Below are 21390 nucleotides of genomic sequence, written 5' to 3'. Positions count from 1 at the left end.
GAAGTGGACTGCCGCGGCTCGCGGCCTGCCTGCTCAGACGAGGCTGGCCGCGCCGCGAGGCGCTAATCCCACTCAGGCGACGCGCATCACCGACTTGCCGGACGCGCTCGCGGCTTTGTCGAGAAAACGCTCGCGAATCGACTTCGCGATCCCTGCCGCGTCGAGGCCAACGCCCGCCAGCAGCTTGACCGGGTCGCCGTGGTCGATGAAGCGGTCGGGGAGGCCCAATTGTAGTACGGGCTTGATAACCCCACTTTCAAGGAGGGCTTCCACGCAGGCCGAGCCCGCGCCGCCCATGATGCAGCCTTCCTCGACCGTCACGAGGTAATCGTGCGTCTCGGCAAGCTGGCGCACAAGCTCCGCATCGAGCGGCTTCACGAAGCGCATGTTCGCCACGGTGGCGTCCAGCTCCTGTGCAGCGGCCAGTGCCGGCGCAACCATCGTGCCGAACGCGAGGATCGCCACGCGCTGGCCTGCCGGCGCATTGCTCTCGCGGCGCACTTCGCCCTTGCCCACCGGCAGCGCGGCCATCTGCTTGACGGTCGCGACGCCCGTACCCGCGCCGCGCGGGTAGCGCACGGCCGTCGGGCAGTCCTGCTGGAGCGCCGTGTAGAGCATCTGGCGGCATTCGTTTTCGTCCGATGCTGCCATGACCATCATGTTCGGGATGCAGCGCATGAACGCGAGGTCGTAGGCGCCCGCGTGCGTCGCTCCGTCCGCGCCGACGAGGCCCGCGCGGTCGATCGCGAACACCACGGGCAGGTTCTGCAGCGCCACGTCGTGAATCAGCTGGTCGTAGGCGCGCTGCAGGAAGGTCGAGTAGATCGCGACGACCGGCTTCAAGCCTTCGGCCGCGATACCGCCCGCGAACGTCACCGCATGCTGCTCGGCAATGCCAACGTCGTAGTAGCGGTCCGGGAAGCGCTTCTCGAACTCGACCATGCCCGAGCCTTCGCGCATGGCCGGCGTGATGCCGATCACGCGCGAGTCGAGCTCGGCCGCGTCGCACAGCCATTCGCCGAAGACCTGCGTGTAGGTCTTCTTCGCAGGCGTGGTCGACGGCTTGATGCCTTCGGCCGGATTGAACTTGCCGGGGCCGTGGTACAGGACCGGGTCGGCTTCGGCGAGCTTGTAGCCCTGGCCCTTCTTCGTCACCACGTGCAGGAATTGCGGACCGCGCAACTCCTTGATGTTCTGCAGCGTGGGGATCAGCGAGTCCAGATCGTGACCGTCGATCGGCCCGATGTAGTTGAAGCCGAACTCTTCGAACAGCGTGGCCGGCACGATCATGCCCTTCGCGTGCTCTTCGAGCTTGCGCGCGAGGTCGAGCACCGGCGGCGCATGGCGCAGCACGCGTTCCACGCCCGCACGCGCGGCGGCGTAGAAGCGGCCCGACATGAGGCGCGCGAGATGGCGATTGAGCGCGCCGACCGGCGGCGAAATCGACATGTCGTTGTCGTTGAGGATGACGAGCAGCGGCACGTCGTCTTCCACGCCCGCGTTGTTCATCGCCTCGAAGGCCATGCCGGCGGTCATTGCGCCGTCACCGATCACGGCGATGCCCATGGCGTTATCGCCCTTGAGCTTGCTCGCGACGGCCATGCCGAGCGCCGCCGAGATCGAGGTGCTCGAGTGGGCGGTGCCGAACGTGTCGTACTCGGACTCGTCACGCTTCGGAAAGCCGGAGATGCCGCCGAGCTGGCGCAGCGTCGACATCTGGTCGCGGCGGCCCGTCAGGATCTTGTGCGGATAGGTCTGATGGCCCACGTCCCAGACGATGCGGTCGCGCGGCGTGTCGAACACGTAGTGCAGCGCGATCGTCAACTCGACCGTACCGAGGTTGGACGACAAGTGGCCGCCCGTTTGCGAGACGCTGTCGAGAACGAAGGCACGCAGTTCGTCGGCGAGCGGTTGCAACTGGCGGCGATCGAGGCGGCGCAAATCCGCCGGGTCGTCAATGGTTTTCAGCAAGTCGTACATCGTCGTTCCATTGTAGGAAATCGAGCGCTCCCGCACTTCTGTCCGCGCATGAATTCCCGTTCATGCGCGTGGGCGGGTTGGCGCAATCAGCTCACCCGGTTCACAACCAGATCAGCGAGTTCGGCGAGGCGCTGCGCGCGCGCGCCGAACGGTTCAAGCGCCGCATGTGCGTTCTCACGCAACTGCTGCGCGAGCACACGCGAGGCATCAAGGCCGATGATCGACACGTAGGTCGGCTTGCCGTCCTTCGCGTCCTTGCCGGCGGTCTTGCCCAGCGTGGCCGAGTCGGCGGTGACGTCGAGAATGTCGTCCACCACCTGGAAAGCGAGGCCCACGGCCGCTGCGTACTGATCAAGCGCGGCGAGCGCGTCGGCCGAGGGCGTTTCGCCCGCCAGCGCACCCATGCGCACCGCGGCGCGCAGCAGCGCGCCGGTCTTCAGACGGTGCATCGTTTCGAGCTGCTCGCGCGTGAGCGAGTGACCCACGCTCGCGAGATCGATCGCCTGGCCGCCGGCCATGCCGATCGAGCCGCTCGCGAGCGCGAGTTCGCGCACGAGCGAGGCCTGGCGCTGAGCCGAGTCACCCAACCCCGACACATCGGACGTTAGCGTGATGAAGGCCTGCGATTGCAGCGCGTCGCCGACCAGCAGCGCCGTCGGTTCGTCATATTTGACGTGTACGGTGGGTTTGCCACGACGCATGTCGTCGTCGTCCATGCAAGGCATGTCGTCATGCACGAGCGAGTAGACGTGAATCATCTCCAGCGCGCACGCCGCCGCGTCGAGCGCCTCGGGCGCCGCGTTCGTCAGTTCGCCCGCAGCATGGCACAGCAGCGGGCGCACGCGCTTGCCGCCGCCGAGCACGGCATAGCGCATGGCGTCGTGCAACGGGGCAGGCTGCACGTCGGCTGCCGGCAAATAGTGATCGAGCGCGCTTTCGACCCGGTCAAGCACCTGCCGGGTCCATTGGTCAAATGTCATAGATCGTCGTCGTCTCCGCCAGCGGCGGAACTGCCTGTCGTATTGAGGGGCACGGGCCGCAGCGTTTCGCCGTCGAGCACGCGCACCTGTTGTTCAACCTTTTCGAGTTGCTGCTGGCAGAACTTCACCAGTACGGCGCCGCGGCGGTAGGCAGCCAGCGACTCCTCGAGACTCAAGCTGCCGCCTTCCATGCGCGCCACCAGCGCGTCGAGCTCGGCGAGGCCTGCCTCGTAGCTCTGCGGCAGGCCGGCGAGAGACGCCTCATCCGCGCCTGCTTCGGCGCCTTTGTCCGCGCCGGCGCGGTCTTTCGATGCGGATTTCGCCATGGGTGGTCGCCAAAATGAAACAAGGCGGACATTCTACGGCAAAAGCCCCCCAACCGCCCCGCTCGCCGGCGCGTGTACCCTGCCGGCCACACGCCAGGGGTTTGCCCGAATCGGTGCCGGAAGGCCGCATTTTGCGCTTTATTGTCGCGGTTTATACCGCATTCCTGGCGGTTTCTTGACGCAATTCCTGCAAAAATCAGCAACTTAGCTAGCCCGCCGGATGCAATCAGGCTATAATCTCCGGCTCCCTAAATCGAATCTTCGATGGTTGGGTTGTTCACTGCTTTCACGTCTTCATCGGGAGTGGGAATGTCCAATCTGAGCAATGCATTGCAGCTGAAGTCCATTCATAGTCAGCTGCCAGTCACGGCTTACTTTGACGAAGCGCTTCTCAAGCGCGAGATCGAAACGCTTTTCCAGAAAGGTCCTCGCTACGTCGGCCACGAATTGATGGTGCCCGAAGCGGGGAATTATTTTGCGCTGCCCAGCGAGAAAGAGGGTCGCGTGCTCGTTCGCAACAAAAGCAACGAGATCGAGCTGCTCTCGAACGTCTGCCGCCACCGCCAGGCCATCATGCTAAACGGTCGCGGCACGGCAGACAATATTGTATGTCCGCTGCATCGCTGGACCTATGACCTCAAGGGCGAACTGCTCGGCGCGCCGCATTTCGCGGACAAGCCCTGCCTGAACCTGAGCAGCACGCCGCTGCAAAAGTGGAACGGCCTGCTCTTCGAGTCAGCCGGGCGCGATGTCGCCCGCGATCTTGCACGCCTTGGGCCGGCCAAACATCTCGACTTTACGGACTATATGTTCGATCACGTCGAGATCCACGAGTGCAACTACAACTGGAAGACATTCATCGAGGTCTATCTGGAGGACTACCACGTCGTGCCGTTCCATCCGGGTCTCGGCAACTTCGTGTCGTGCGACGACCTGCAGTGGGAGTTCGGCGAATGGTACAGCGTCCAGACGGTGGGCGTGCACAACCATCTCGGCAAGCCTGGCAGCCCCACCTATCGCAAGTGGCACGACGAGGTCCTGCGCTTCCGTAACGGCGTGCCGCCGGAGTTCGGCGCGATCTGGATGGTGTACTACCCCGGTCTGATGATCGAGTGGTATCCGCACGTGCTCGTCTGCTCCTGGCTCATTCCGCAGGGCACGCAGAAGACGACGAACATCGTCGAGTTCTATTACCCCGAGGAAATCGCGCTGTTCGAGCGCGAGTTCGTCGAGGCCGAGCGTGCCGCCTATATGGAAACGGCCGTCGAGGACGACGAGATCGCCGAGCGCATGGACGCCGGCCGCCGCGCGCTCTTCGAGCGGGGCGTCTCGGAAGTCGGCCCGTACCAGAGCCCGATGGAAGACGGCATGCAGCACTTCCACGAGTTCCTGCGCCGCGAGCTCGGCACGATCTGAGCGCTTGATTCGCGGGCAGGCAACGCATCACGGAAAGACGGGCTTCGGCCCGTCTTTTTGTTTAGACTGACGGCATCGGGCCGGCACGGCAAAGACCACTGCGAATCGCCGGCCATGCACGATTCAAGGAGCCGTCATGCCCCACACCCACTACACCACGCTGATCTCGGCCACCAACCTGCACGAGCGCCTCACCGCGGCGCCCGGCAGCGTGCTCGTCTTCGACTGCCGCTTCGACCTCGCGAACCCCGCCGCGGGCGAAACCGCCTACGCCGCCGGCCATCTGCCGGGCGCGCGCTATCTGCACCTCGACCGCGACCTCTCGGGTCCGAAGACCGGCAAGAACGGGCGTCATCCGCTGCCCGATCGCGCGTCGCTCGTCGCCACGCTCATGAGCTGGGGGCTCAACGCGGGTCAGCAAGTGGTCGCCTACGACGAACAGGACGGCCGGTACGCGGCACGCCTGTGGTGGCTGCTGCGCTGGCTCGGACACGATTCGGTCGCCGTGCTCGACGGCGGCCTGCATGCCTGGCAGGCGGCCGGTTTCCCGCTCTCGAAGGATGTGCCGGCAGGCACGCAAGGCACCTTCAAGGCCGGGGCGCCGCTGCAGGTGACAGTGGACGCGCAGGCCGTCGAGCGCAACCTCGCGACGCACGAGCTCACGGTGGTCGATGCGCGCGCCGCCGACCGCTATCGCGGCGAGAACGAAACGATCGATCCCGTGGGTGGCCATATCCCCGGCGCGATCAACCGTTACTTCGTGGACAATCTCACGCCCGACGGCCGCTTCAAGTCCGCTCACACGCTGCGCGACGAATTCGGCGCGCTGCTGCCGGGCAAGACGCCCGAGCACGTGGTGCTGCAATGCGGCTCGGGCGTGACGGCCTGCCATAACGCGCTGGCGATGGAGATCGCCGGCATGCATGGCGCGGCACTCTATGGGGGCTCGTGGAGCGAGTGGTGCTCGGACCCGAAACGGCCCGTGGCGACGGGCCCGAACCCCTGAGCCACATGAGGCACGGCGCCGGCCTCAGCCGACGCCGTGCTCCTTGAACCACGCAATCGTGCGCTTCCAGCCATCTTCCGCATCGGCCTTGCGATAGCTCGGCCGGTAGTCCGCGAAAAACGCATGGCCCGCGTCGTCATACACGACGAACTGCGAGCCGCGCCCGCCCTGCGGGCCTTGCGCGATGGCCGCCTTCATCTGCTCGAGCGAGTCCTGCGGAATGCTTTTGTCCTGAAGACCGTAGAGCCCCAGCACCGGCACTTGCAGATTGCCCACAAGATCGAGCGGATTCTGCGGAGAGTTCGCGGTGCGAGCGCCAGCCACACGTCCGTACCACGACACGACAGCCTTCACACGCGGATTGCGCTCGGCATAGAGCCACGCGTAGATGCCGCCCCAGCAGAACCCGTTGATCCCCACGCGCTTGAGGTCGCCGCCATTCTGGCCAGCCCAGACGAGCGCAGCGTCGATGTCGCCGAGCACCTGCGCGTCGGGTACCTTGCTCACGATGTTCTGGTCGATCTGCTGAATCGTCTGATACGCGGACGCATCGCCTTCGCGCTCGAAAAAATTCGGTGCGATGGCCAGATAGCCGAGCTTCGCGAAGCGCCGGCACACATCGGCGATATGCTCGTGCACGCCAAAAATCTCGTGAATCACGATGATCACCGGCAGATGGGTCTTGCCGCGCGGCTGCGCGCGGTAGGCCGGAATCAGCGTGCCGCTCGACTCGAACGCGATCTCGCCGGCTTCGAGGCCCACGCTGTCCGTGTGGATCGTTTGTGCGGAGACTGGCAGCACGGCTGCGGCAAAACCGCTGCCGAGCGCGGCCTTGATGAAGGTGCGCCGGTCGAACGGCACGTGCGAGACGAGGCTGTCGACTTCAGGTTTGAGCATGCGACGCTCCTTTCGAAAGGACGACACAAGAGAACCGCACGAACCGGCGCAGCGCCGGAGCCGTTAAACTCCGGCGCATCATCCGCATCAGTGCAGCTTCACGCGCGGCAGCGTCGTGCGCCGCAGCCAGTGCGCAAAGGTATCGAGCACCATGCGCGCATAGCCGTGCAGCGCCGCGATATGCAGCCGGTACAGCGACATGTACATGAAGCGGGCGAAGAGCCCTTCGATCAGCATGCTCCCGCCGATCAGCCCGCCCATCAGGTTGCCGACCGCGCTGAAGTGGCCGAGCGAGACGAGCGAGCCGAAGTCGCGATACGTGAACTCCGGCAGCGGCTTCCCCGCGAGCAGGTCGCCCATCGATTGAAACAGGAACGAGGCCTGCTGGTGTGCGGACTGCGCGCGCGGCGGCACGCCACGTTCGTGGCCGGGCCAATCGCAGGCGGCGCAGTCACCTAGCGCAAAAACGTTATCGTCGATTTCGGTTTGCAGCGTGCGGCGCACGATCAACTGACCGAGCCGGTTGACGGGCAGGCCGTCGAGCTCCGAGAGCACCGCCGGCGCCTTGATGCCCGCGGCCCACACGGTGAGGTCCGCGCGCACGGTTTTGCCGCTCGCCGTGCGCACGACGCCCGGCGCCACGTCGATCACGCGCTCGCCGGTCATGATCCGCACGCCCAGCTTGCGCAGCAGCTCCGTAGTGGCCGAAGAAACGCGCTCGGCCAACGCGGGCAGAATGCGCGGGCCCGATTCGATCAGCACGATGCCCACATCACGACTCGGATCGAGTTTGTGCAGGCCATAGGCCGAGAGCACCTGCGCGGTGTTGCGCAGCTCGGCGGAAAGCTCGACGCCCGTCGCACCCGCGCCGACGATCGCGATCTGCACGCGCGGCACTTCGTTGCCTTCGTGATCGTGCTGACCATGAATCCAGGGCTCCGGCTCCTGATGCTCCGCGCGCATGCACGCCGCGATGAGGCGCTTGCGAAAACGCTCGGCCTGCTCGACGGTGTCGAGCGCGATGGAGTTTTCCGCCGCGCCCTGCACGCCAAAGAAGTGCGTCGTGCTGCCGATCGCGAGCACGAGCGTGTCGTATTCGAGCACGCGCTCGGGCAGCATCTCGCCACCGTCTTCGTCCTGCACCGCGCCGAGTGTGATGCGCTTCGCCGCGCGGTCGAGCCCGGTCAGCTCGCCCTGCTGGAATTCGAAGCCGTGCCAGCGCGCCTGCGCCGCGTACTCGAGCTCTTGCGTGAACGGGTCCATGCTGCCCGCCGCGACTTCATGCAGGAGCGGTTTCCAGATATGCGTCGGGTTGCGGTCGACCAGCGTGACGGCGGCGCGCGGCCGGCCGCGCTTCGCACGCCTTTCGCCGTAACGATCGCCTAGCCGTGTTGCCAGCTCGAGGCCTCCGGCGCCTCCTCCCACAACGATAAAGCGGTGCATAGACTCTCCGTGCATGTCGACAGGCGATAGAACATCCGACGCTGATCCGATATTCAATATCGGCGCTCACAGGCAGCGCGGCGTCGGTCTCCGGCTCATTGTCGGCTGACGCTGCGCACCGCGGCAAGACGCGCGGTGCGCATTAGCGACATCTGCTCCGGCCGCTTGCGCAACGGCGCGGCTGCGGTTACGGCCTGTCCGTGCGCGCGCTCTGCATCCCCCGCGTGCACCCTCAGTGCGCTTCTTCCCAGTTCGCACCCACACCCACTTCGGCCACGAGCGGCACCTTCAGCTTCGCCACCGAGCACATCAGTTCCGGCAAGCACTTGCGCACTTCGGCGAGTTCGTCGTCGGGCACTTCGAGCACCAGTTCATCGTGGACCTGCATGATCATCTTCGTGGCGATCTTGCGCTTGTCGAGCCACTGCTGCACGGCGATCATCGAAAGCTTGATGAGATCGGCGGCCGTGCCCTGCATCGGCGCGTTGATGGCGGCGCGCTCGGCGGCCTGGCGGCGCGGACCGTTGCCGCCGTTGATCTCGGGTAGCCACAGGCGGCGGCCGAATACGGTCTCGACATAGCCGCGCGATTTCGCGTCCATGCGGGTCTCGTCCATATAGCGCGCCACCCCCGGATAACGCGCGAAATAGCGGTCGATATAGAGCTTGGCCGCATCACGCGTGATGCCGAGATTCGAGGCAAGGCCAAACGCGCTCATGCCGTAGATCAGCCCGAAGTTGATGACCTTGGCGATGCGCCGCTGGTCGTTGCTCACTTCGAGCGGCGTCACGCCGAACACTTCCGCCGCCGTCGCGCGGTGAATGTCGTCGCCGCGCTTGAACGCCTCGAGCAATGACTCGTCGCCCGAGATGTGCGCCATGATGCGCAGTTCGATCTGCGAATAATCGGCGGACACGATCTTGCAGCCCGGCGGCGCGATGAACGCCTCGCGAATGCGCCGGCCTTCACCCGTGCGCACCGGAATGTTCTGCAGATTCGGGTCGTTCGAGGCGAGCCGGCCCGTGACCGCCACCGCCTGCGCGTAGTTCGTGTGGACACGACCCGTTTGCGCGTTGACCATGCGCGGCAGCTTGTCGGTGTAGGTGGACTTGAGCTTGGCAAGACCGCGATGCTCGAGCAGCAGCTTGGGCAGCGGGTAGTCCTCGGCGAGCTTTTGCAGCACCTCTTCGTCGGTGGACGGCGCACCGCTCGGCGTCTTCTTCACGACCGGCAGTTGCAGCTTCTCGAAAAAGATCTGGCCGATCTGCTTGGGCGAGCCGAGATTGAACTCGCCGCCCGCGAGCGCGTAGGCCTGCTGTTCGAGCTCGACGAGCCGCACCGCGATCTCGGCGCTCTGCTTCTCAAGCCGCTCCGTGTCGATCAGGACGCCATTGCGCTCCATCTTGCGCAGCACGCGCGAGGTGGGCAATTCGATCTCGCGATACACGTAATCGAGGCCCTTCTCGGGCACGATCTGCGGATAGAGCGCGAGGTGCAGTTGCAGCGTGACATCGGCGTCTTCGGCTGCGTATTCGGCGGCCTGCTCGAGCGCCACTTCGTCGAAGCCGATCTGCTGCGCGCCCTTGCCCGCGACCTCCTCGTACTTGATCGTCTTGATGCCGAGATGGCGCAGCGCGAGGCTGTCCATGTCGTGCGTGCGATGCGATTCGAGCACGTACGATTCGAGCAGCGTGTCGAATTCGACGCCGTTCAGCTCGATGCCATAGTTCGCGAGCACCTGCTCGTCGTACTTCATGTGCTGGCCGACCTTCTTGTGCTGCTCGCTTTCGAGCCACGGCTTCAGGCGTGCGAGCACTTCGTCGAGCGGCAGTTGCTCGGGAGCGTCGGGCCCGCGATGCGCTAGCGGCAGATACGCGGCGCTGCCAGGCTCGGTGGAGAACGACATGCCCACGAGCTTCGCCACCATCGGATCGAGCGCGGTGGTTTCCGTGTCGAACGCGGTGAGCTCTGCCGCTTCGATCTTCCTGAGCCACGCGTCGAACTGATCCCATGTCTGGATCGTGTCGTAGTGGCGCGGCGCGTCGACGAACAATGCGGGCTGCACGTTCGCGTCCTTCTCGGGCGCCTTCTCCGCTGTGGCCGCTGTCGCCGTGGCCGTGGGCGCAGCCACGGTCCCGTTCTGAATGGCGTCGTTCGCCTCACGCAGCCAGGTCTTGAAGCCGTGGCGCGCGAAGATATCGCGCAGGTCTTCGAGTGCTTCGGGACGCGTGGCGAGCGACGCCTCGATCGATTCGAGGTGCGGCGCGAGATTGCAAGCGGTCTCTACCGTGACGAGCTTCTTCGCCATCGGCAGGAAGTCGAGCGCTTCGCGCAGATAGCCACCGACGGCGCCCTTGATTTCATCCACATGCTCGACGATGCCGTCGAGCGTGCCGTATTGCGTGAGCCACTTCACCGCCGTCTTCGGGCCGCACTTGTTCACGCCCGGCACGTTGTCCACCGTGTCGCCGATCAGCGAGAGATAGTCGACGATGCGCTCCGGCGGCACGCCGAACTTCGCGATCACGCCTTCGCGGTCGAGCATCTCGTTGGTCATCGTGTTGATGAGCGTGACGTGGTCGGTCACGAGCTGCGCAAGGTCCTTGTCGCCCGTGGACACGACCACCTTCATGCCGAGCTTTTCCGCCTGGCTTGCGAGCGTGCCGATCACGTCGTCGGCCTCGACGCCTTCGATCATCAGGAGCGGCCAGCCGAGCGAGCGCACGGCCTCGTGGATAGGCGCGATTTGCGCCGCGAGCGGCTCGGGCATGGATGGCCGGTTCGCCTTGTACTCGGGATACCAGTCGTCACGAAACGTCTTGCCCTTTGCATCGAACACGCACGCGCTATACTCTGCCGTAACGTCCTTGCGCATGCGGCGCAGCATATTGATGATGCCGTATAGCGCACCTGTCGGTTCGCCGTCTGGACCGCGCAGATCAGGCATTGCATGGAAGGCACGATAGAGGTAGCTAGAACCGTCGACCAGCAGCAGGGTCTTACCTTCCAGCCCGGTTTGTTGCTGTAGCTTTGTATCCACGCGTAGTTCTTCAGGCATTATGGACAAGAGAAAAGTGATTCCGAGTCTGCGTTCACTCGCAGATCAAGAGCGCGCAACGGCCAAGAAGGCGCGCGCATCGTGGCAGATGTTCACGATTATGGCAGAGTTTATCGAGGCGACCGAATACCTGTCCGAGATCCGGCCAGCGGTCAGCATCTACGGTTCTGCCCGCCTGAAACCGGACTCGCCGTACTACCAGCTCGCCAAAACGATCGCGCGCAAAGTCTCGGACGCGGGCTTCGCCGTGATCTCGGGCGGCGGCCCCGGCATCATGGAAGCCGCCAACCAGGGCGCGCACGCGGGCAAGTCGCCTTCCGTGGGCCTGAACATCGAGTTGCCGCACGAGCAATCGGGCAACCAGTGGCAGGACATCTCGCTGCGCTTTCGCCATTTCTTCACGCGCAAGGTCACCTTCGTCAAGAACTCGGATGCCGTGATCGTGATGCCGGGCGGCTTCGGCACGCTCGACGAACTGGCCGAGGTGCTCACGCTCATCCAGACCAAGAAGTCGCGCCACGTGCCCATCATTCTGGTGGGCGCGGATTTCTGGAAGGGGCTGCTCGACTGGTTCCGCTCGGCGCTCGTGCCGATGGGTCTGATCAATCCGGAAGACATGGACCTGATGCAGGTGATCGACGACCCCGACCAGGTACTCGAAGCCGTGCTCAAGTTCTACGAGGACAGCGGCGAGGAACCGGAGAAGGAACACCCGAGCCGCCCCGAGCCCGACGAAGACCGCATGTTCTATCTTTGATGTTCGACGTCGCTCGCGTGCCGGCGCCTCGCGCCCGCGCGCGAGTGCGCTGCACAACCCGCCTGACGCGCTGACTTCGCAGCGCTTGCATGTGCCGCGCCGCGCAGGCACGGCACATGCGCAAAACTTTCTTCGGGCTTTCAGGCGCGCGACTTGCATGCCCGGCCTCAATTCACCCCCTCAACTCAGCCCGTTGCGCTCATGCTGCCCGGCAGCGCGCTAGCCTGCTCCTCTAGCCACCGGCAAAACTGCGCGACGACGGGCACGTCCGCCACCTCGCGCCGCGCAACCCACCAGTAGCCACGCGCGTCCAGATGCGGGCCGGCAAGCGGCGCGACGAGACGCCCCGAAGCCAGCTCGTCATCCAGCAACGGCAGCGGTCCAAGCGCCACACCGAGCCCGTCCTCCGCGGCCTGCAAGGCCAGATAGAAATGGTCGAACGACTGCTTCTTCCTGCACTTGGCCGTGACGCCGGCGGCGGCGAGCCACGTGCGCCACGCATCGGGGCGCGTGTCCGAATGCAGCAGGACGTGGCGCGCGAGATCGTTGGCGCACTGGATCGGCGCACGCTTCAATAGCGCCGGACTGCACACCGGCAACTCTGTTTCGTCGAGAAAATAGCCGCTCGCACAGTCCGGCCAATGCGCCGGTCCGCGCCGCACGGCGACATCGAACGCATCGAGCGTCTCGACAGGCCCGTTCGACGTGGCAAGGCGCAATTCCACGTTGGGCGCGAGACGCTGGAATTGCGAAAGACGCGGCAGCAGCCACTTCATGGCGAACGTGGGCAGCGCATTCACGCGCAGCACGTGGACGACGCCGGTATCGCGCAGCTCCGCCGTGGCGCGCGCGATGCTGTCGAACGCCCCCTGCACGGCTCCGAGATAGCGCCGCCCGTCCTCGGTCAGGGCGACGCGCTTGCCGTGCCGATGAAACACCTGCACGCCCACCCACGCCTCCAGCGCCGCAACCTGGCGACTGATTGCACCGTGAGTCACATGGAGCTCGGCCGCCGCGGCGGTGAAGCTGTTGTGCCGCGCCGCGGCTTCGAACGCGCGCAGCGCGGGAAAGGGAGGAAGGGAGCGAGCCATGCTTGTGATTCTAGGTCACAAGAACCCGGCCGAGAAATCGTTTTGAGCGAGGGAAGTTCGGCGCTACGCTTCGAGCTTGCCATCGAGGTCTTCGCATGAAACAACATCCCGCCTCCTCCACCTCCGAGGCCAACGCCATCCCCGCAGACGACGCGCCCGGCACACCCAGCGTACGTGATCTGTTCCTCGGCTTTCTCGGCCTCGGCTTCACGTCCTTCGGCGGCGCGCTGCCGCTCGCGCGCCGCGCCATCGTCGAGCAGCGCCGCTGGCTCTCGGCCGCCGAATTCACTGACCTCCTCGGCCTGTGCCAATTCCTGCCTGGCGGCAACGTGATCAACCTTTCGGTGGCGGTAGGCATGCGCTTCAGGGGCTGGCGCGGCGCCCTCGCCGGGCTGCTCGGGCTGATCGCCGGGCCGTCGCTCGTCGTGATCGGGCTGGGCGTGCTCTACGAGCGCACGCAGAACGATCCGCACGTGCGGCACCTGTTCGTCGGCCTCGCCGCCGCGGCAGCCGGGCTGCTGATCGCCATGGCCGCGAAGATCGTGCTGCCGCTGCGCCGCGACCCGGCCGCTGCCGTGATTGCATTGCTGGGTTTCATCGCCATCGCGCTGTTGCGCGTGCCGCTCTTGCCCACCATGCTCGTGCTCACGCCGGTCGGCATCGCCGTTGCGGCCCGTGCCGCCCGCCGCGCGGGAGAAGCACAATGAGCGCCACCCTCATTGCGCTCGCCACGATCTTCTGCCAGCTCTCGCTGCTCGCCTTCGGCGGCGGCAACACGATCCTGCCGGAGATGCAGCGCCAGGTCGTGGAGGTGCATCACTGGATGCCCGCGAGCGAGTTCAGCGCGCTGTTTGCACTCGCCCAAGCCGCGCCTGGGCCGAACATGATGATCGTGACGCTCGTGGGATGGCACGTGGCCGGCTGGGCCGGCATGCTCGTGACGTCGGTGGCGAAGTTCGGGCCCTCCTCGCTCGTGACGGTGGCCGCGCTTCACGCGTGGGACCGCTTCAAGGACCGGCCGTGGCGGCGCATCGCGCAGCGCGGACTCGTGCCGATCACGGCGGGGCTCGTGGCCGCGAGTGCGATGCTGATTGCGAAAGCCTCCGATCCCACGTGGATCGCATGGGGCATCACGGGCGTGTGCGCCGTGCTCGCCATGCGCACGAAGATCCATCCGCTGTGGCTGCTCGCGGCGGGGAGCCTGATCGGGTTGACGGGATTTGGGCAGTAGCGGCCCCGAGCCGTCATTCGTCCGGATGAGCCCAATCGCGGCTAGCGACTCGCGGGCCGGCGACGCATGCCGGCGCTATGCGCCAAACGGCCAATTGAAGCCTTTTCGCAGAACTATCTGATCGAAGGTTACGCCGGAGCAGGACAGGCCAGGGCGATCGCTTGCCTGTCCACGCAATGCAGGCGAAGCACAAGGCAAACCCTATAGACTCGAATGCCTGAGATTCGACCAGGCAAGGGCTTGCAAATTGACTTTGGCAGAACATGAGAACGCAACGGCGCATTCGGCGCACGAGCGCGCGTGGACGCATGGCTGGAACTGGCTCGTCATCGCCATCGTGGTCGTTGCACCGCTCGTGCTCATCCTCGTCGAATACAAACTTCGCGACGAACTGTGCGCCCTGCGCGCGCCGCACACGTGCCAGCCGCTGGACTTCTTTTCGCCGACCATGATGACGGCGGCGCTCACGATGGCCCTGCCCTGCATGAGCATGCCAGGCAGTTTGCCGAGGCTGATCGCACTGCCCCAGCCCCCTTCAATACTTCAATTCTCCGCGCGCAAGCAATGGGCTTGCACCTACCGTGCCGACATCCGGCGCAACAGGACGACAAGATACATCGGGTATGCAAATGTTGGCCTGGCCATCTTCGCACTTTTCTTGTCCGGCGGCATATTTGTCCTCTGGCTGTTGCGGCTTCACCCTGACGGCAGTGCTAGCATCTCCGCTACATGGGGAACACCACAAACGGAAAGCTGCATTGCCTACGGCATCGCAGCCAGCCTGACCTTGTTAAAGGCCACTCTTGAGCGGTTCAATAAATGACATACTCGCCTGTAGTCGAAATCATCGGCATTCCTGCCGCCGGTATATTCGTCGGGATCGTGTTGTCCTGGCTCGTAAGCCGCCTGTACCGTTCGCTTGCCCTCTATGATGCGCTCGAGGCTCAGACCAGGCGTGCATCGCCTGCGCCAAACGTCATCTATGCCCAGCCTACGTCACTGCCTGTCGATGCTGCCACGCGTATCGCCATGGCCATGAAGACGAAAAACATTGCACTAAGGCTCGACGGTGGCAAGTATGCGCACGCGCCGCTCGCAACCGCGCTCGCAACCGGTTACGTGCCGGTGAGCTGAAACGCTCTGCCAGTCCGCCCAGAGCAATCGTCCAGAATGTCCAGCGCACAGGCCTCTCCCACAGGCGCCGGACAGTCTTGTCTACTTCACTGAAACGCCACTTCGGCAAAGCTGCGCAACTTGCGACTATGCAGCTTGTGCAAGCCGTTGGTGCGCAAGATCTCCATCGCCATCACGCCTATCTGCAAGTGCTGATCCACTTGCGCGCGATAGAACGAATCGGCCATGCCGGGCAGCTTGAGCTCGCCGTGCAGCGGCTTGTCGGAGACGCATAGCAACGTGCCATACGGCACGCGAAAACGGAAGCCGTTTGCGGCAATCGTCGCGCTCTCCATGTCGAGCGCAACCGCGCGGCTCTGCGAAAGACGTTGCACCGGCTCGCGGTGCTCGCGCAATTCCCAGTTGCGATTGTCGACGCTCGCCACCGTGCCCGTGCGCATCACGCGCTTGAGCTCCACGCCGTCGAGCTGCGTGATCTGCGCAACCGCACGCTCGAGCGCCACCTGCACTTCGGCCAGCGCCGGAATCGGCACCCACAGCGGCAAGTCGGCATCGAGCACGTGATCCTCGCGCACATAGCCGTGCGCGAGCACATAGTCGCCGAGACGCTGCGTGTTGCGCAGCCCCGCGCAGTGGCCGAGCATGATCCACGCATGCGGGCGCAGCACGGCGATGTGATCCGTGATCGTCTTCGCGTTGGATGGCCCCACGCCGATGTTGATCATCGTGATGCCGCTGCCGTCCGCGCGCTTGAGGTGATACGCGGGCATCTGCGGCAGACGCGCGGGCGGCGTGCCCTCGTCGTCCTGCTCGCCGAGATTCGCGTTATAGGTGACCACGTCGCCCGGCTCCACGAACGACGTGTATTCGCTGCGGTAATTGCGCAAGTCGGCGTCGTCGGTGCGCGCCATCATCGCGCGGCCGAGCTTCACGAATTCGTCGATATAGAACTGATAGTTCGTGTAGAGCACGTAGTTCTGCACGTGCGTGGGCGAGGTCGCCGTGTAGTGCTTGAGGCGATGCAGCGAGAAGTCCACGCGCGGCGCCGTGAAGAGCGCGAGCGGCTGCGGCTCGCCCGGCGCCGGTTCGTAGGTGCCGTTGACGATGCGGTCGTCGAGCTCGGCCAGGTCCGGCGTATCGAATATGTCGCGCATCGCGAAGAGCCGCTCGCGGTCCAGATCGCCTTCGAGGTGGATGCCCTCGGCGAACGCGAAGTGAATCGGAATGGGCTGCTCCGACACCCCGACTTCGATCGACACATGATGGTTCTTCGCGAGCAGGCGCAATTGCTCGCGATAGTAATTGCCGAACAGATCGGGGCGCGTGACGGTGGTCTCGAACACGCCGGGGCCCGCGACGAAACCATATGAACGGCGCGAGTCGATGTGCGTGTTGACCTCCGTGTGAATGCGCACGAACGGATAGCATGCGCGCACGCGACGGTCGAACGCCTCGCCGCGCCGATAGCGCGCGAACGCATCGCGCAGAAACGAGGTGTTCGCCTCGTAGATGGCGGACAGGCGGGTGACGGCGTCGGCTGCGTCTTCGAAGGCTTCGACCGGAAAGTCGTGCGGGGGCGTCATGAAGGTGCGCCGGTGGGTCTCGTTGTTCATGTTCGTTCGCCTCGGTTCATATGGAACGACATTAGCACGGAAGAAGGTCATTCTGACAACGCCCTTCGCACGCTCGGGAGATTCGGATGCTGCGCGCCTTTGCGCCGCGATCGGCGCCAGGACCGCACCGAAACGGCCGCCCCGCCAGCCCCGCCGACGCGGCACGTCGGCCCCGCGCCCCCAGCGGTCGGACTCGGGGCGCGGGACGCGGATTTGCTAGAATTGGAATATTCATCGGAGAATCACCATGAAGCCGTACCTTCTTGCCGCCTTCGCAGCGACGCTCGCGTTCAGCGGTGTCGCCATGGCCACGCCAGCCGACGACGCGAAGACCGCCGTCGAGGCCCAGTCCGCCAACGAGCGGGCCGGCCTGCCCGATCTGGCCGCGATCAACAACCAGCCCGCTGCGCGCGTCACCTCGAAGGTCAACATCAACGACGTGCCGCGCACGCCGAGCTTCCACGAAGTGAGCCCGACCGGCACCGAGATCACCGAATACCGCGACAAGGGCAAGCCCGTCGAGATCAACGTGCATTCGAACTTCGGCACGCGTTACTCGATGAGCGCGAATCCCGACACCTCGCCGCAAGTCCGTCCGAACGGCCAGGCCAGCACGCGCCTGCCGTCGATCAATCTGCATTACTGATACGCCGTCCTTGCGCGCGGACGGCGTGCGCTGTCCCGCGCCGCCTCCCGCCCGAGCGCACGAAGCCGCGCCGAAACGGCGATTGCGCCCGTGAGCAGGGCTCCCATTACGATAACCACACGACCTCTGGCATGGCCGTCTTCACCGCTGTCACCGAAACCCAGCTTGCCCAATGGATGCGCGACTACGATCTTGGCGACGTAGTCGATTTTCGCGGCATCCAGTCAGGCATTGAAAACAGCAACTTCTTCCTGACGACGACGCGCGGCGAATACGTTCTGACGATCTTCGAAAAGCTCACTGCCGAACAGTTGCCGTTCTATCTCGAGCTGATGCGCCATCTGGCCTCGCACCGCGTGCCGGTGCCCGACCCGATGCCCCGTGCCGACGGCAGCCTGTTCGGCCTGCTGCACGGCAAGCCGGCGGCCATCGTCACGAAGCTCGACGGCGCGCCGGAACTCGCCCCGGGCGTGGAGCACTGCATGGAAGTCGGGCAGATGCTCGCGCGCATGCACCTGGCGGGCCGCGATTTCGCGTTCGACCAGCCGAATCTGCGCAGCCTGCCGTGGTGGGAAGAGACCGTGCCCACGGTCCTGCCGTTCCTCGCCGACGCCCAGCGCGAGCTGCTCACGAGCGAGCTCGCGCACCAGCAGGCCCTGTTCGCGAGCGACGATTACGCCTCGCTGCCCGGCGGCCCATGCCATTGCGACCTCTTCCGCGACAATGCGCTGTTCGCGCACGTCAGCCCGGAAACGGGCCATACGGTGCGCCTTGGCGGATTCTTCGACTTCTATTTCGCCGGCTGCGACAAATGGGTGTTCGATGTGGCGGTGACGGTGAACGACTGGTGCGTCGACCTCGCGACGGGCAAGCTCGACGCCCCCCGCGTCGAAGCGCTGTTGCGCGCCTACCAGACGGTGCGCCCGTTCACGCCCGCCGAGAGCCGGCACTGGGTCGACATGCTGCGCGCCGGCGCGTACCGCTTCTGGGTATCGCGTCTGTATGACTTTTATCTGCCGCGCTCGGCAGAGTTGCTCAAGCCGCACGACCCCGGCCATTTCGAGCGCATCCTGCGCGAGCGCCGCGCCGACAGCGCCGCCGGCACGCCGGGTGCCTTCCACGCACACTCTGAACAACCCCGCTCATGCAACTGATCGAAGTCCCCGCGAAGCAGGGGTACGTCTGGTTTCGCCAGGGCATCTGGCTGTTCCGGCGCAATCCGCTCGCGTTCCTCACGCTGTTTTTCTCGTATCTGCTCGCCATGACGCTGATCTCCGCCGTCCCGGTGATCGGCGGCGTGCTGCCGCTCATCTTCGTGCCGGGCGTGGCGGTGGGCTTCATGGCCGCGTGCCGCGACACCGTTGCGGGCAAGCCGGTGTTTCCGACCATACTCGTCGACGGTTTCCGCTCGTACGGGCAGACGGTCACCAAGCATCTGTTCGTGCTGGGCGGGATTTACGTGGTGGCGATGACGCTGGTGCTCGCGGCCTCGGCGCTCGTGGACGGCGGCACGCTGCTGCGCCTGATGACGCTGGGCGGCTCGCTCGATACGGATGCCGTCGCGAACAGCAATGTGCCGCTCGCCGTGCTCGCGTCGCTCGCGTGCTACGTGCCGGTTTCGATGATGTTCTGGTTCGCGCCGGTGCTGACGGCCTGGCACGAGGTGCCGCCGATCAAGGCGATGTTCTTCAGCATCGTGAGCTGCTGGCGCAACAAGGGCGCGTTCGTGGTGTATGGCGCGCTGTGGTTTGCGGTGTCGATCGGCGTGTCGCTGGGACTTTCGACGCTGCTGCGCGCGCTCGGCGCCGGTGACTACGCGCTGGCGATCCTCATGCCGGCGCTGATTCTCGTGACGACGATGCTCTATTGCTCGTTCTACGCGACCTATCGCGGCTGCTACGGCGTGCAGGAAAAGACGGCCGCCGAAATGCCGGGTTCGGGACGCTGAGCGAAAGGCGTCGAACGCAAGCCGCTTTGGGCGGCAAGTTCGAGCCGCACAAACACCAATGGGGCGCCACTGTGCGCCCCATTGCGTTTCTGAAACTTCAGACCGGCGTGAATGCCTGGCCGATTAGCCGTAGTGATTCATCCACGACGGGTTGCGGCCGGCCTTCTCGCGGTCGAGCTTGCGCATGCGGAATTCGAGGTCGTAGATGTCGGCCGATTCGGCCAGGTAGGCTTCCTCGCGCTCCTTTTGAGCGGTTTCGTACGACTTCGTGAGGAACAGGAAAAGGCGGCTGAGCAGGTACATGGTCTGGCTCCGGTAATCGGGCACATGCCCTCGGAATGAACAGAGCCATTATAGGGTAAACCCTTATCATGGTAAACCCTTGAATTGATGCGGATTGTCGCAGCGCCTGCCGGCGCGCACGACACACCGCGCGCTCAGCCCGCGCCAGCCGCCAGCTCGCCGTCGAAAGCGTCGTCGACCGCGTCGCGTCGCCGTGGCTCGAAAAAGTCCCAGATCATCGCGCTGGCGTCCGGTCCGGTCGCCGAATGGAACGGCACCGTATCGTCGCCGCCGCTCCAGGCGTGATCCAGCGCGCTCACCCGGCACAGACGCACCACGCTTGCGCCGTCGTGCCAGTAGTCCTGCACCGTGTAGCCCTCGCCGTCGTGCTCGTGCGAGACCACGCCCTGGCGCACGCCGTGAGCATCGGCGAGATCGTTCAGGCGCAGGAACTGCGTGGCGAGCTGCTCCGCATTGACCGGCGCGACCACCGCGTCGGCGCCGCCGTGCACGATGAGCGCCGGCATGCCGGGATGCGAACGGCCGGCCAGCTGGCCGTCGACGAGCGCCACCGCATCATGGTGCAACCCGCGCCGCATGACGTCGAGTGCCGAAACACCCGAGCGCGCCTCGCCGAACGCCGGCCCGGAATGGAGCGCGACAGCCGCGAAATGGCCCGGCGCGTTCACTGCCAGCAGCGCGGCAAGGCCCGCACCCGCCGAGAGACCGGCCAGATAGACGCGCGAACGGTCAAAGCCGTGTTCGTGCACAAGCGTGTCGACGAGCGAAACGATCGCCGCGGCTTCGCCGCCGCCCGCCGGCTGGCGTGCGTCGTACCAGTGCCAGCATTGGTGCGGATGCCCGTGGACCGATTGCTCCGGATAGACCACGGCAAAGCCGTGCTTGTCCGCGAGCAGGTTCATGCGGGTGCCCTCAGCGAACGAATCCATCGTTTGCTTGCAGCCGTGCAGCATCACGACGAGCGGCATGCCCGCGGTGGGCAAGCCCGGCGGCACATAGAGGCCATAGGCGAGCGCGCGCGACGCGCCGGGTGCCAGATGCTCCGCACGTTGCCATTCGCCGGCCGCCCACGCGGCGGCCCGGGGCCCCACGCGCGACTCGCGCAGCGGCGCCCCGCTGCGCGCAGCGGGCGCGGGGCGTACTGACGCCTCGCTTGCGGCTGGCGCTGCCGCCGCCGCGGCAGCGGCCTGCGCCACGGCGGTCTGGGCATTGCGCCACATGGCCTGCGCGTCGGGCGCGCGCCGGCCGGCTTCGTGCAGCGCTTCGCGCGCAGCACGGTTCTGGATGGCGAGCAGACGTCGCATGCCACCCGCCCACAGCTTCGTCAGATTTTTCGTCATCAGTGGCCTCGTGAAAGGGGGTCGAATACGCCGAGGCGATAAGCCGCGGCTCTTCATTGTGCGATGCACAATAACACCATTCATCGATCGATGCTGTAACGAGTTCTGGCTGCTGTAACGAGTTTTAAATCGGACCGTCATGTACGGCGCATCGCAATAATCGCCCCCGAACGCGGCTATACTGGAAGATGAGATGTAGTTCGTGTCGCCCTTTGCGGGTG

Annotated in this window: 20 protein-coding genes; 10 read left to right on the top strand and 10 right to left on the bottom strand. The window is 65.3% G+C overall.

Annotation, left to right across the window (positions count from 1 at the left end):
• Positions 1-72: 72 nt before the first annotated feature.
• The 3 genes from dxs to E1956_RS15615 form a co-directional block, all read right to left on the bottom strand.
• Positions 73-1980: a 1-deoxy-D-xylulose-5-phosphate synthase gene (gene dxs, locus E1956_RS15625; RefSeq protein WP_134750761.1), complete on the bottom strand. Its 1908-nt coding sequence runs from the start codon at positions 1978-1980 to the stop codon at positions 73-75.
• Between the two features lie 86 nt (positions 1981-2066).
• Complete coding sequence (locus tag E1956_RS15620; RefSeq protein WP_134750759.1) at positions 2067-2960, bottom strand: polyprenyl synthetase family protein; 894 nt, start codon at positions 2958-2960, stop codon at positions 2067-2069.
• Positions 2957-3286, bottom strand: coding sequence for an exodeoxyribonuclease VII small subunit (locus E1956_RS15615; RefSeq protein WP_134750757.1), 330 nt, complete (start codon positions 3284-3286; stop codon positions 2957-2959). The genes E1956_RS15620 and E1956_RS15615 overlap by 4 nt, the downstream gene beginning before the upstream one ends.
• A gap of 309 nt (positions 3287-3595) precedes the next feature.
• Between E1956_RS15615 and E1956_RS15610 the strand changes: the two genes are divergently transcribed.
• Positions 3596-4702, top strand: coding sequence for an aromatic ring-hydroxylating oxygenase subunit alpha (locus E1956_RS15610; RefSeq protein WP_134750755.1), 1107 nt, complete (start codon positions 3596-3598; stop codon positions 4700-4702).
• Between the two features lie 136 nt (positions 4703-4838).
• Positions 4839-5708, top strand: a complete 870-nt coding sequence (locus tag E1956_RS15605) for a sulfurtransferase (protein WP_134750753.1) — start codon at positions 4839-4841, stop codon at positions 5706-5708.
• Between the two features lie 24 nt (positions 5709-5732).
• Here the strand turns inward: E1956_RS15605 and E1956_RS15600 are convergent, their stop codons facing one another.
• The 3 genes from E1956_RS15600 to polA all read right to left on the bottom strand — a co-directional run bounded on the left by E1956_RS15600 (position 5733) and on the right by polA (position 11106).
• The gene (locus tag E1956_RS15600; RefSeq protein ID WP_134750751.1) at positions 5733-6605 is read right to left on the bottom strand and encodes a dienelactone hydrolase family protein; all 873 of its coding nucleotides are present in this window, start codon (positions 6603-6605) and stop codon (positions 5733-5735) included.
• A gap of 87 nt (positions 6606-6692) precedes the next feature.
• The gene (locus E1956_RS15595; protein ID WP_134750749.1) at positions 6693-8048 is read right to left on the bottom strand and encodes an NAD(P)/FAD-dependent oxidoreductase; all 1356 of its coding nucleotides are present in this window, start codon (positions 8046-8048) and stop codon (positions 6693-6695) included.
• A gap of 232 nt (positions 8049-8280) precedes the next feature.
• The gene (polA, locus tag E1956_RS15590; protein ID WP_134754456.1) at positions 8281-11106 is read right to left on the bottom strand and encodes a DNA polymerase I; all 2826 of its coding nucleotides are present in this window, start codon (positions 11104-11106) and stop codon (positions 8281-8283) included.
• Position 11107: 1 nt separating this feature from the next.
• Between polA and E1956_RS15585 the strand changes: the two genes are divergently transcribed.
• A complete protein-coding gene (locus E1956_RS15585; RefSeq protein ID WP_134750747.1) occupies positions 11108-11863 on the top strand; it encodes an LOG family protein in 756 nt (251 codons plus the stop codon).
• Between the two features lie 185 nt (positions 11864-12048).
• On the opposite strand, the gene E1956_RS15580 is transcribed toward E1956_RS15585, so the two are convergent.
• On the bottom strand, positions 12049-12954 hold the full coding sequence (locus E1956_RS15580) for a transcriptional regulator GcvA (protein WP_134750745.1): 906 nt from the start codon (positions 12952-12954) through the stop codon (positions 12049-12051).
• A gap of 95 nt (positions 12955-13049) precedes the next feature.
• Here E1956_RS15580 and E1956_RS15575 point away from each other — a divergent pair, with 95 nt between their 5' ends.
• From E1956_RS15575 to E1956_RS15560, 4 genes are all read left to right on the top strand, one after another.
• On the top strand, positions 13050-13661 hold the full coding sequence (locus E1956_RS15575; protein WP_134750743.1) for a chromate transporter: 612 nt from the start codon (positions 13050-13052) through the stop codon (positions 13659-13661).
• Positions 13658-14185 (top strand): chromate transporter, encoded by a 528-nt coding sequence (locus E1956_RS15570; RefSeq protein WP_134750740.1) that lies wholly within the window; start codon positions 13658-13660, stop codon positions 14183-14185. The genes E1956_RS15575 and E1956_RS15570 overlap by 4 nt, the downstream gene beginning before the upstream one ends.
• 253 nt (positions 14186-14438) lie before the next feature.
• The gene (locus E1956_RS15565; RefSeq protein ID WP_134750738.1) at positions 14439-15008 is read left to right on the top strand and encodes a hypothetical protein; all 570 of its coding nucleotides are present in this window, start codon (positions 14439-14441) and stop codon (positions 15006-15008) included.
• The gene (locus E1956_RS15560; protein WP_134750736.1) at positions 15005-15319 is read left to right on the top strand and encodes a hypothetical protein; all 315 of its coding nucleotides are present in this window, start codon (positions 15005-15007) and stop codon (positions 15317-15319) included. The genes E1956_RS15565 and E1956_RS15560 overlap by 4 nt, the downstream gene beginning before the upstream one ends.
• Before the next feature lie 86 nt (positions 15320-15405).
• Here E1956_RS15560 and E1956_RS15555 read toward each other — a convergent pair whose 3' ends face one another.
• Positions 15406-16932 (bottom strand): AMP nucleosidase, encoded by a 1527-nt coding sequence (locus E1956_RS15555; protein ID WP_134750734.1) that lies wholly within the window; start codon positions 16930-16932, stop codon positions 15406-15408.
• A 247-nt stretch (positions 16933-17179) separates the two neighbouring features.
• Between E1956_RS15555 and E1956_RS15550 the strand changes: the two genes are divergently transcribed.
• The 3 genes from E1956_RS15550 to E1956_RS15540 all read left to right on the top strand — a co-directional run bounded on the left by E1956_RS15550 (position 17180) and on the right by E1956_RS15540 (position 19526).
• Positions 17180-17578: a hypothetical protein gene (locus E1956_RS15550; protein ID WP_028219564.1), complete on the top strand. Its 399-nt coding sequence runs from the start codon at positions 17180-17182 to the stop codon at positions 17576-17578.
• 131 nt (positions 17579-17709) lie between these two features.
• The gene (locus E1956_RS15545; protein WP_134750731.1) at positions 17710-18732 is read left to right on the top strand and encodes a homoserine kinase; all 1023 of its coding nucleotides are present in this window, start codon (positions 17710-17712) and stop codon (positions 18730-18732) included.
• Positions 18723-19526, top strand: a complete 804-nt coding sequence (locus E1956_RS15540; RefSeq protein ID WP_134750729.1) for a BPSS1780 family membrane protein — start codon at positions 18723-18725, stop codon at positions 19524-19526. The genes E1956_RS15545 and E1956_RS15540 overlap by 10 nt, the downstream gene beginning before the upstream one ends.
• 123 nt (positions 19527-19649) lie before the next feature.
• Here the strand turns inward: E1956_RS15540 and E1956_RS15535 are convergent, their stop codons facing one another.
• Together E1956_RS15535 and E1956_RS15530 are read right to left on the bottom strand one after the other, a co-directional pair.
• On the bottom strand, positions 19650-19829 hold the full coding sequence (locus tag E1956_RS15535; protein ID WP_028219562.1) for a DUF3563 family protein: 180 nt from the start codon (positions 19827-19829) through the stop codon (positions 19650-19652).
• 134 nt (positions 19830-19963) lie between these two features.
• Complete coding sequence (locus E1956_RS15530; protein WP_134750727.1) at positions 19964-21169, bottom strand: extracellular catalytic domain type 1 short-chain-length polyhydroxyalkanoate depolymerase; 1206 nt, start codon at positions 21167-21169, stop codon at positions 19964-19966.
• Positions 21170-21390: the final 221 nt, after the last annotated feature.

Source organism: Paraburkholderia pallida (assembly GCF_004524855.1).
Classification (GTDB): Bacteria; Pseudomonadota; Gammaproteobacteria; order Burkholderiales; family Burkholderiaceae; genus Paraburkholderia; species Paraburkholderia oxyphila.
This window is presented reverse-complemented; position numbering and strand designations above follow the sequence as displayed.